The 10,641-nt window shown below is 39.8% G+C and carries 10 protein-coding genes; 7 read left to right on the top strand and 3 right to left on the bottom strand.

Annotated features, from left to right (window positions below):
• Positions 1 to 95 precede the first annotated feature (95 nt).
• A complete protein-coding gene (gene gatD, locus ACFOSE_RS09165) occupies positions 96 to 884 on the bottom strand; it encodes a lipid II isoglutaminyl synthase subunit GatD (RefSeq protein WP_380432659.1) in 789 nt (262 codons plus the stop codon).
• A complete protein-coding gene (murT, locus tag ACFOSE_RS09160; RefSeq protein WP_380432657.1) occupies positions 884 to 2,227 on the bottom strand; it encodes a lipid II isoglutaminyl synthase subunit MurT in 1,344 nt (447 codons plus the stop codon). Before murT ends, gatD begins: the two co-directional genes overlap by 1 nt.
• A 112-nt stretch (positions 2,228 to 2,339) precedes the next feature.
• Between murT and cdaA the strand changes: the two genes are divergently transcribed.
• The 7 genes from cdaA (at position 2,340) to ACFOSE_RS09125 (ending at position 8,390) form a co-directional block, all read left to right on the top strand.
• The gene (cdaA, locus tag ACFOSE_RS09155) at positions 2,340 to 3,197 is read left to right on the top strand and encodes a diadenylate cyclase CdaA (protein ID WP_380432655.1); all 858 of its coding nucleotides are present in this window, start codon (positions 2,340 to 2,342) and stop codon (positions 3,195 to 3,197) included.
• Positions 3,187 to 4,173, top strand: a complete 987-nt coding sequence (locus ACFOSE_RS09150; protein ID WP_380432653.1) for a CdaR family protein — start codon at positions 3,187 to 3,189, stop codon at positions 4,171 to 4,173. The genes cdaA and ACFOSE_RS09150 overlap by 11 nt, the downstream gene beginning before the upstream one ends.
• A 52-nt stretch (positions 4,174 to 4,225) precedes the next feature.
• A complete protein-coding gene (gene glmM / locus ACFOSE_RS09145; protein ID WP_380432651.1) occupies positions 4,226 to 5,578 on the top strand; it encodes a phosphoglucosamine mutase in 1,353 nt (450 codons plus the stop codon).
• Positions 5,579 to 5,680: 102 nt separating this feature from the next.
• A complete protein-coding gene (locus ACFOSE_RS09140; RefSeq protein WP_380432649.1) occupies positions 5,681 to 6,409 on the top strand; it encodes a pseudouridine synthase in 729 nt (242 codons plus the stop codon).
• Between the two features lie 71 nt (positions 6,410 to 6,480).
• Complete coding sequence (locus ACFOSE_RS09135) at positions 6,481 to 6,609, top strand: DUF4044 domain-containing protein (RefSeq protein WP_380432647.1); 129 nt, start codon at positions 6,481 to 6,483, stop codon at positions 6,607 to 6,609.
• Between the two features lie 57 nt (positions 6,610 to 6,666).
• A complete protein-coding gene (gene obgE / locus ACFOSE_RS09130) occupies positions 6,667 to 7,980 on the top strand; it encodes a GTPase ObgE (RefSeq protein WP_380432645.1) in 1,314 nt (437 codons plus the stop codon).
• A gap of 227 nt (positions 7,981 to 8,207) precedes the next feature.
• Complete coding sequence (locus ACFOSE_RS09125) at positions 8,208 to 8,390, top strand: hypothetical protein (protein WP_380432644.1); 183 nt, start codon at positions 8,208 to 8,210, stop codon at positions 8,388 to 8,390.
• A gap of 263 nt (positions 8,391 to 8,653) precedes the next feature.
• Here ACFOSE_RS09125 and ACFOSE_RS09120 read toward each other — a convergent pair whose 3' ends face one another.
• Positions 8,654 to 10,153: an ATP-binding cassette domain-containing protein gene (locus ACFOSE_RS09120; protein WP_380432642.1), complete on the bottom strand. Its 1,500-nt coding sequence runs from the start codon at positions 10,151 to 10,153 to the stop codon at positions 8,654 to 8,656.
• Positions 10,154 to 10,641: the final 488 nt, after the last annotated feature.

Below are 10,641 nucleotides of genomic sequence, written 5' to 3'. Positions count from 1 at the left end.
CTCCTGTTTCTAGTTTACTAGATTTCAACAGGAGTGTTTTTCTTCTGTCTCATGTTAGGGGGGCAGTGCCTAAGCCAACTTTTTATAGAAATAGTTCAAAAATCAAATTCAGCCTTACTTTTGAGGTCAGCGTACTCTTCAGGAACTTCCTGACTGAGGATAGCATCATAGCTTGCTAACGGTATATCTTGACTATATTTATTGCGAAGAGCCGTGGTAACTAGGCGGTATGCTAGATTGGCATTGCGTGATAGGATGGGACCATGGAAGTAGCTACCAAAAACATTCTTGTAGTGGACACCTTCAGTCTGATCTTCTTTATTATTGCCGTTACCGTAGATACAGACACCTAGCGGCTTTTCATCCTCAGATAGGAAGGTGCGTCCTTGGTGATTTTCAAAACCGTAGTACGTTTCATCAAATTCATCATTGTGAATTTTAATGTCTCCGATATAGCGATTGTTCTCTTGGTTGAGAGTGTAGTGATTCATGACACCAATGCCATCAATGCGCTCACCATTAGCTTGAATATAGTATTGCCCCAAAAGTTGAAAGCCGCCACAGATGGCTAAGATAACGCCCCCATTCTCGATATAACGACCGATAGCCTCCTTGATATGAGGGAGGTTTTTAGCGACGATGGATTGCTCGTAATCTTGCCCACCCCCAAAGAAGACGAGATCGTAATAGTTATCATCGAACTCATCATCCAGAGAGACAATATCAATAGTAACTTTAGCACCGAGTTTTTCGGCAACGTATTTCAACATGAGAATATTTCCGTTATCACCATAGGTATTCATCAGATTACCGAATAGGTGGGCAATATTGAGCTCATAAGGATAGTCTCTATTATCAGGAGACTGCAAGGATGTGTAAACCATTAGTTCATCTCCCTTCCAACAGCACGGCGATTGGCTAGAATATCGCGAAATTCTAGCATAGCTGTATAGGTAGCTAGAATATAAGCATGTTCACTTTCTTGATTTTTAATAAGTGTCATAATATCCTTGAGGTCCTCAGTCTGAGTAATTTGTTCTTCTGGATAACCGGTTACGCGCAAGCGTCTAGCGATTTCAGAATGACGAACTCCACCAGCATAGATATGAGGAATATCCATATCTAGGATGGCCTCAAAATTAGCATCCCAAATCCAGCTAGTATCAATTCCATCGGCATAGTTGGCGTTGAGAAGAACAGATAGGCTGAAAGGATAGGGCGCCAGTTTAATCATCTCTAAGGCCTGACTAGCACCAACTGGATTTTTAATCAGAACGAGAGTACAAGATTTATTACCGATTTTGAAAGTTTCCTGACGGCCAAAGACAGCTCGGCTCTTGTCAAAACCGACCTTAATCTTGTTGGGGTCAACACCAAAGAATTCAGCAACGGCCACGGCAGCAAGTGCATTGTAGATATTGTAGAGGCCACCAACATTAATTTTGTAATCTTGACCATCAATAACAAATTCAGCGGCTGTATTGCTTATTTTTATCAGATCAGTGAGAGCATAATCCAATTTTGGACGTTCAAAGCCACAATTAGGACAGATATAATCACCTAGGTTAGCATAGGTGTTGTGACGATACTCTAAGATGTGCTGACATTGGGGGCAGAGGATACCCTCGGTATTGTAGTGAGCTAGCTTTGGTCGAGATTTTTCTGTGTCAAAGCCATAGAATTTCAGCGGGTTGACAGCCTCTTTGGAATGGAAGAGGGGACTGTCACCATTGGCTAAAATAGTTGCTTGGGGAGCTTTGGCAGCACCATCCAGTATCATCTGATAGGTTGTATAGATTTCCCCATAACGGTCCATCTGATCGCGAAAAATATTGGTAAAGACGAAAAGGCTGGGGGTAATATACTCTGTAATTTTAGGTAGGCTGGCCTCGTCAATTTCCAAAACGGCAATTTTCTTACCAGACTTAGCCTTTTTAGCTGTCAAAAAGGTTGAAACAATTCCTGTAATCATATTTGCACCGCTGGGATTGGTTACGACTTCGCCAAAAGCTTCTTTCAGGATACCAACAGTTAAAGCAGTTGTCAGAGTCTTTCCGTTAGTACCTGTCACAACGACGATTTCGTAATCTTTGGCGATACTGTCTAAAATATTTTTATCAAATTTTAGCGCTAATTTGCCTGGCAGGGTCGAACCGCGGCCCAATTTACTCAAAATAAAGTGAGCAGACCGTCCGGCTGTTATTCCTAATAGTGTCTGTAATTTCATAAATTTATTTTATCATAAAAAATGCCTTTAAGGATAGAGAAAAACTGTTTAAAAAGTGCTATAATAGAGCTACTGATTTTCTATAGTGAATTAAGTAACGAGAGAGGAATGTATGAACGATTTATTAAATTTAAATCCAGACTTTTGGCGGTCAATATTTAATAGTCCTTGGGCCATCATTATCAATCTCCTAGATATTTTAATTGTTGCCTATTTAATTTATAAATTCATCAATGCTTTGGTAGGAACAAAGATTATGTCTTTGGTTCAGGGGGTTGTCCTCTTCGTACTTCTACGTTTTTTGGCACAGATTATTGGTCTAACAACTGTCAGCTATTTGATGAATCAAGTTATTACTTATGGAGTTATCGCAGCAGTTGTACTTTTTGCGCCGGAAATTCGGACTGGTTTAGAGAAGTTCGGAAGAACACCTCAAGCCTTTATCCAAACTAATAGTATGACTGAAGAGGAGCAGCTGGTTGATGCTCTGATGAAAGCAGCCGCTTATATGGGACCGCGTAAAATTGGTGCTTTGATTGCGATTGAAGGGACTCAGACTTTGCAGGAATATATTGCAACAGGGATTCCTTTAGATGCTGATATCAGTAGCCAGCTCCTCATCAATATTTTTATCCCCAATACGCCTCTTCACGATGGTGCTGTTATCGTTAGCGGGAATAAGATCGCGACAGCTTCCTCCTATTTACCACTGTCAGAATCCAGCAAGATCTCTAAGGAATTTGGGACTCGTCACAGAGCGGCAGTCGGTCTATCAGAAAACTCGGATGCACTCACTCTGGTTGTTTCAGAAGAAACGGGAGGTCTCTCTATTACGTATAAGGGTGAATTTTTACATGATTTGAGTAAAGAGGATCTTGAAACCTTCTTAAGGAATAAACTTATTAAATCCACTTCTCAGAAGCCAAGTTTGTTCAAGCGTTGGGGAGGAGGACGTCAAAATGAAAAATAAAAAAATTCGTTGGTCTCAAAAACGACGTATACTCCGCCAACTTGGAACAGGAATTTTTTCTTTATTGATAGCCATCCTAATTTTTATGACGGTCATCAGTGGTGACGGAACAAATAAAGGAATGGCTAGTAACGGTTCTTCGTCGACATTTAGCAATACTCTTAAAAATGTTCCTATTGATTTCAAATACGATAGTGATGAATATTATATTTCTGGCTATGCCTATGGTGTTGATGTGACCTTGACATCCTCAAATCGTGTTAATCTAGCAACAGAAACGGATGCGTCAACCAGAAATTTTAAAGTAACAGCTGATTTGACCAATCTAAGAGAGGGAACTTCCAAGGTTCAGTTGGAGGTGGATGATCTACCGTCTGGGATGACGGCCAAGATTTCTCCTAAAACTGTAACGGTAACGATTGGTAAAAAAACAAGCAAATCCTTTGATGTTAAGGCTGATATTTCCGACGATCAATTGGCTAAGGGCTATAAACTTAAAGGGGCTGATATAGATGTTGACAAGGTTAAGGTAACCAGCAATGAGACAACTATCAGTCAGATTGATCATATTAGAGCGACATTACCAGATAATGAACCAGCTTTGACTGATGATTATGAAGGTAAGGTCAATCTGCAAGCGGTAGATAGCAATGGGAATGTTCTTGCAGCAACCATTGAGCCTGAACAGGCTAATCTATCGGTGGATGTTTCGCCAATTATCAAGAAGGTGCCTGTTAAAGTGAACTTCACAGGAACTATGGATAGTTCCTTGTCAAGTATTGATTATACCTTAGACACATCAACAGTAACCATTCAAGGTGATCAAGAAACACTTAATAATATTGATGAACTAGCAGTATCTGTCGATATTTCAAACATCACTAAAAATACGACAAAAACAGTCAAGCTATCGGCAGAAGGGGTAACGGTCAATCCTGAAGAAATTGAAGTGAAGTTGACGACGAAGAAAAAATAAGTCTGATACGCAAAATTATGGAATGGAGGAAAGTGCCCAGCACTTAAATACTATGGGAACATATTTTGGAACGGACGGTGTCCGTGGAGAAGCAAACGTTGAACTAACGCCAGAATTGGCCTTTAAACTCGGTCGGTTTGGTGGCTATGTTCTTAGTCAGCATGAAATTGAGCGTCCACGCGTTTTTGTGGCACGTGACACACGAATATCAGGTGAAATGCTGGAATCAGCACTTATTGCTGGTTTACTTTCGGTCGGTATTGAAGTTTATAAACTCGGTGTCTTAGCGACTCCTGGTGTTTCTTACTTGGTTCGTACGGAGAAAGCTAGTGCCGGTGTCATGATTTCAGCCAGCCACAATCCTGCCCTTGATAATGGCATCAAATTCTTCGGTGGTGACGGTTTTAAATTGGATGATGATCGTGAAGTGGAAATTGAAACTCTGTTAGAAGCTGAGGAAGATAATCTACCCCGCCCATCCGCTGAAGGCTTGGGAACTCTGGTTGATTATCCGGAAGGTCTGCGTAAGTATGAAAAATTCTTGATTGAATCTGGTGTCGATTTAGATGGTATGAAGCTTGTCCTTGATACAGCTAATGGTGCAGCTGTGGTCTCTGCGCGTGATGTCTTTCTTGATCTCAATGCTGATATTACTGTTATCGGGGAAAATCCTGATGGCCTCAACATCAATGACAACAGAGGTTCAACGCATCCAGAGAAACTTCAAGAGACTGTTAAAGAAACAGGTGCTGAAATCGGTCTTGCTTTTGATGGAGATAGCGACCGTTTGATTGCCGTTGATGAAAACGGGGACTTAGTCGATGGTGATCGCATCATGTTCATCATCGGTAAGTATCTGTCTGAGAAGGGTGCCTTATCTCAAAATACTATCGTCACAACAGTAATGTCCAATCTCGGTTTCCATAAGGCCTTGGAGCAAGAAGGAATCCAAAAAGCGGTGACGGCTGTGGGGGACCGTTATGTTGTTGAAGAGATGCGCAAGAATAATTACAATCTTGGTGGGGAACAGTCAGGTCATGTGATTATCATGGACTACAATACCACTGGTGATGGTCAACTGACGGCTATCCAACTGACTAAAGTTCTCAAAGAATCAGGCAAAGCATTGTCAGAATTAGCGGCAGAGGTAACTATTTACCCACAAAAATTGGTCAATATCCGTGTTGAAAATGCTATGAAAGACAAGGCTATGGAAGTTCCAGCCATTGCTCAAGTTATTGAAAAGATGGAAGCAGAAATGGCTGGTAACGGTCGCATCTTAGTTCGTCCGAGTGGCACAGAACCCCTTCTTCGTGTCATGGCAGAAGCGCCAAGTTATGAAGAAGTTAATTATTATGTTGATACGATTGCTAAGGTAGTTCGTCAGGAAATTGGTCTTGACTAGCTTAGAGTTATTATCCTAACTAGGGTCTGAGATGGGAAAAGCTCAGACCCTTTATGATATAATGAGGATAGATTTAATTTCTGTTATAAAAGTGTGAGAAATATGCGATTAGATAAATTTTTAGCCAAATGTAATCTAGGTACACGCAGTCAAGTCAGAGTCTTACTTAAGCAAAAGCAGATTAAAGTCAATGGTCAGGTTGAAAATCAGCCTAAACGACAGATTGATGAGAAAGTTGATGCTATCACCTTTAGAGATGAGCCACTCAAATATGAGACTTTTGTCTATTATTTGCTCAATAAGCCCAAGGGGATAATTTCAGCAACAGAAGATGATAAACAAAAAACAGTTCTAGACCTGTTGGATGATGAAGGTAGACATAAGTTAGTTTTCCCAGTGGGACGTCTGGACATTGATACTCATGGTTTACTCTTGTTGACCAACAATGGGAAGCTAGCACATGCTATGCTTTCTCCTAAAAAACATGTTGCTAAAGTTTATCTGGCCGAAGTTTCTGGTATTATGACAGAAGAAGATAAAGAAGCATTTGCTCAAGGGATTGATCTCAAAGATCATCATTGTCAACCAGCTCAATTAAAGATTTTAGCGACTGACCTTGCTAATCAGAGCAGCCGTGTTGAGATTACAATTCATGAAGGTAAATTTCATCAAATAAAACGGATGGTACAAGTTTGTGGAAAATCGGTTACTGATTTGCAACGCCTATCAATAGGTCCTTTGTCTTTACCAAATGACCTTGACTTGGGGGACTATCGTCGACTGACTCCTGATGAACTAGAAAGCCTCTCTATTTTTGGTGTTGATCTCTAGGTCTTGGTTGCTTAATCAGGGCAATCGTGGTAAGATAGTTTAGAATAATTCAATGAAGAGGTAAATTTATTATGGTTTTTGGAGATAATGGTCCACGTAAAAAAACTGGCTTTGAACACCTGACAAAATTTGTTGTAGTGGCCATGGTTGTTATTGTTCTGTTCGGACTTCTTGCATCCGCAATAAGCGTACTTTTTTGATGAGTTAGAAAACGCTCTTAGGGCGTTTTTTTAGAGTTTAAAAGAATAGGAAAAAAGATGAGTATGTTTTTAGATGTCGCCAAAATTAGCGTTAAAGCTGGTCGCGGTGGTGATGGGATGGTGGCCTTTCGCCGTGAGAAATATGTGCCTAATGGAGGTCCTTGGGGAGGAGATGGTGGCAAAGGTGGCTCGGTCATTTTCAAGGTAGATGAGGGTTTACGCACCTTGATGGATTTTCGCTATAATCGCAAGTTCAAGGCCAAAAATGGTGAGAAAGGCATGACAAAAGGCATGCACGGCCGCGGATCTGAAAATTTAATTGTAGCTGTTCCACCAGGAACAACAGTCCGAGATGCGGAATCTGGCAAGGTTTTGACTGACCTCGTTGAAAATGGTCAAGAATTTATTGTGGCTAAAGGTGGTCGTGGTGGTCGTGGCAATATTCGCTTTGCGACACCGCGTAATCCTGCTCCTGAAATTTCGGAAAATGGGGAGCCCGGAGAAGAACGTGAGCTGCAATTGGAACTGAAAATACTGGCAGATGTCGGTCTCGTTGGTTTTCCTTCTGTTGGGAAATCAACTCTCTTGAGTGTCGTCTCAGCTGCTAAACCTAAAATTGGGGCTTATCATTTCACGACTATTGTCCCCAATATTGGTATGGTTCGAATCAAATCTGGTGAAAGTTTTGCCATGGCTGATCTTCCGGGACTGATTGAAGGCGCTAGTCAAGGAGTTGGACTGGGAACGCAATTTCTGCGCCATATCGAACGCACCCGTGTTATTTTACATGTGATTGATATGTCAGCAGCAGAAGGCCGCGATCCCTATGAAGATTATCTGGCTATCAATAAGGAGCTTGAAGCCTATAATCTTCGCTTGCTAGAACGCCCGCAGATTATTGTAGCCAATAAGATGGACATGCCAGAAGCGGCTGAGAATTTAGCTGAATTCAAGGAAAAGTTGGCAGCTGATTATGATGAATTTGACCAACTGCCCCAAATTTTCCCTATTTCAAGTCTGGCTCATCAAGGGTTGGAGAATTTATTGGAAGCTACAGTCGAGTTACTTGATCAAACGGATGAGTTTCCGCTTTATAGTAAAGATGACATGGCACAAGAAGAAGTCTACTATGGCTTCAATGAAGACGAGCCTCCCTTTGAAATTACACGTGATGATGATGCAACTTGGGTCTTGTCTGGTGAAAAACTGGAAAAACTCTTTGTCATGACGAACTTGGAGCGGGATGAATCCTTGATGAAATTTGCTCGCCAACTTCGAGGCATGGGAGTTGATGATGCCTTACGCCAACGCGGAGCTAAAGATGGTGATATCGTTCGTATCGGTAATTTTGAGTTTGAGTTTGTGGATTAAACTAAGATACAAAGTCCGTTAAGTGAGCAAAGCAAAAATAGGAATTTTGACGAAGAGCCATGAACTCTAGGAAAAATTATCTTTTTTGCTTAGCTCGTAGGATGTGTTTGTTTGCTATGCCGGTTACTATAGTGGTCTGTTCATTTTAAAGAGTTATAGAATTAAAGATTAATAGGAATTGTGATGATTCACAATCGTGTTTATACTGCATTTTACTGGAGGTTCTTATGGGTGATAAACCGATATCTTTTCGAGATAAAGATGGTAATTTTGTATCAGCAGCCGATGTTTGGAATGCTGAAAAGCTAGAAGAACTTTTCGATACTCTTAATCCAAATCGACGTTTGCGCTTGGAGCGTGAAAAATTAGCTAAAGAAAAAGCAGGTGAAGCCAAGGAACAAGAATCATAATTCTTGCTAGGTCTGACTTTCCTGCATAGGGAGTGAGACAGAAATCATTAGTTTCATAGAAACTTGATTTCTTCGCCTCCCCCCGTACAGTTGAGCAGGATTGTAAAAGCTGATTTATCAGCGTATTAGAATCCACTCAACCACTGCGTCTTGCTTATTATGATTAGACAAACAAAGAAGCTGAGCACTTTGAACTGCACTCCAAAAGTTAGACAAAAAATCTAACGATTGGAGTCAGTACATTTTTGGCTCAGCTTCTTTATTTAATATTTTTGAAGTTGTTTGTCAGTTAACTGATAGCGCACATTAGCAACGTCATCAATGAATTTTCGATCGTGAGAAACACTGATAATACAGCCGTCAAAATTTCTTAAAAGTTCTCTGATTAATGGCTGACTAGTTGGAGAAAAATGCCTTGTCGGTTCATCAAGGATTAAGATATTATTTTTAGCTAAGACCATACGTGCTAAGAATAATTTTGCTTTTTGACCACCTGAAAGTTCAAGGGCAGAGTGTTCCATTTCTTGTCTTGTAAATTGAAGATTTGCAAGAAGTGTTCGAGCTTTTTCGATATCTGATACCTGTGTTAAAAATGTTAAAGCGCTTAGCTCTTTGTGAAAAATACTATCGTAATCTTGTGGCATATAACCAATTGAAAAATGATTCTTATCTAGATCTTGGTAAATTTGCTTGAGCAGGCGTGTCTTTCCGATACCATTTCTTCCAGTAATTACAAGCTTATCTTGACCTAAAATGGTCAAATTGATTTTTTGCCCAGTCGACAAATCATGATTTACCCAAAACAGAAGTTTTTTCTTTCTATTAAGAAGAGCAATGTCATCGAAAAATAGTTTAATACTATCCATTTCTTCAGGGAAATCAGTCATCTTTTCCTCTTCTTTAGCATAGCGTTTTTCAAGAGACAATACATTTTTCCTCTTTTTAGCAGCTAATCTTCCCATAGTGCTGTCGTGAGTGTTTCGCACATTATATTGTGTGGCCTGATGAAGACGTTGCATTTTAGCATCCCTTTTGGCTTTCATGCGACGGTCATTTTTGGCTTGCTCTAGCTGTTTGGTGTAAGCTTTGTGGCGATAAGTCATATAATCTGCATAATTTCCTGAAAAATAGCTCGCGCGAGCAAGTTGACGACGCTTTACTAACTCAAGGTGTAAAATAGCAGTAGCGGTTTTTTCTAACAACGCTTCATCATGAGAGATAAAAATAATCGTTTTGTCGGATGATTGAATAAATGCTTGTAAAGTATCAATTGCCTGCGCATCAAGGTCGCTAGAAGGTTCATCTAGTAAGAGTAAATCAGCATTTTCACCAGCTAATTTAGCAAGTTGCAGTTTTAATTTTGCTCCGCCAGATAGGTTGTTTAAGTTCTGATTTCTACTTTCTAAGGTTTGAATGTCCAAATCTAATCGCGCAGCCATTTGATAAAAAACATTGAAATCGAAACCAATGTAATCTAAATCATCATAAAGAAATTCCGAAACTGTCATTTTTTCTTGTTTTTGTGACAAGGCTTGTGGCAGATATCCTATTTTTTGAAAATGATTGCTGATTTTTCCCTCAAGGATACTGTAGTTGTCAATTAATTTCGGGGACAGAATAGCCTTTAAAAGTGTTGACTTACCAGTACCTTCTTCACCAATAATAGCTAATTTATCCCCGGAATTGATGACCAAATTTAAATCAGAAATTAGCTGTGTTAAGTCTTTAAGATGTGTAATTGTTAAATGATTAATCTGTAGCATAAGAACCTCACTTTCAATAAAAAACTCTCTACCAAATCAAGTAGAGAGTGAGGGTCCTTATTAATAAAACTAAATAGCACTAATAATAAAGGCAGAAAACTGCCGTCCATTAGTTGAGGAAGTTTATTAAAGAGTACACTAAAAACAAAACTCGATATGGTAGTATCAAAAATTCTGTTCTTAGTTGTTCATTACTCCATTCCTCCCGAATGATAATTTGGTATTAGTTTACCAAAAGATGCCACAAAAGTCAAAGCTTACAGTAGATAGTGAGATAAAATAGCTCAGCTTCGTATAAAACCTATAATTTTGGGTAAGTTACGACGGTCAAGTAAAACTCGATACTATTTAAAATTGACCTAATAAGAAATCTAGTTATCTACTGTTAGATAGAGACATAAAAAGAGAATGGGATAACGGCACTGCCCCCCTAACATGAGACAGAAGAAAAACACTCCTGTTGAAATCTAGTAAACTAGAAACAGGAG

It is taken from the genome of Streptococcus dentapri, assembly GCF_042649885.1.
Lineage (GTDB): Bacteria > Bacillota > Bacilli > Lactobacillales > Streptococcaceae > Streptococcus > Streptococcus dentapri.
This window is presented reverse-complemented; position numbering and strand designations above follow the sequence as displayed.

Bases quoted from the DNA above. Each gene is read 5' to 3' on its own strand.
- gatD (WP_380432659.1), bottom strand. From the start codon at position 884: ATGGTTTACACATCCTTGCAGTCTCCTGATAATAGAGACTATCCTTAT.
- murT (WP_380432657.1), bottom strand. From the start codon at position 2,227: ATGAAATTACAGACACTATTAGGAATAACAGCCGGACGGTCTGCTCAC.
- cdaA (WP_380432655.1), top strand. From the start codon at position 2,340: ATGAACGATTTATTAAATTTAAATCCAGACTTTTGGCGGTCAATATTT.
- ACFOSE_RS09150 (WP_380432653.1), top strand. From the start codon at position 3,187: ATGAAAAATAAAAAAATTCGTTGGTCTCAAAAACGACGTATACTCCGC.
- glmM (WP_380432651.1), top strand. From the start codon at position 4,226: ATGGGAACATATTTTGGAACGGACGGTGTCCGTGGAGAAGCAAACGTT.
- ACFOSE_RS09140 (WP_380432649.1), top strand. From the start codon at position 5,681: ATGCGATTAGATAAATTTTTAGCCAAATGTAATCTAGGTACACGCAGT.
- ACFOSE_RS09135 (WP_380432647.1), top strand. From the start codon at position 6,481: ATGGTTTTTGGAGATAATGGTCCACGTAAAAAAACTGGCTTTGAACAC.
- obgE (WP_380432645.1), top strand. From the start codon at position 6,667: ATGAGTATGTTTTTAGATGTCGCCAAAATTAGCGTTAAAGCTGGTCGC.
- ACFOSE_RS09125 (WP_380432644.1), top strand. From the start codon at position 8,208: ATGGGTGATAAACCGATATCTTTTCGAGATAAAGATGGTAATTTTGTA.
- ACFOSE_RS09120 (WP_380432642.1), bottom strand. From the start codon at position 10,153: ATGCTACAGATTAATCATTTAACAATTACACATCTTAAAGACTTAACA.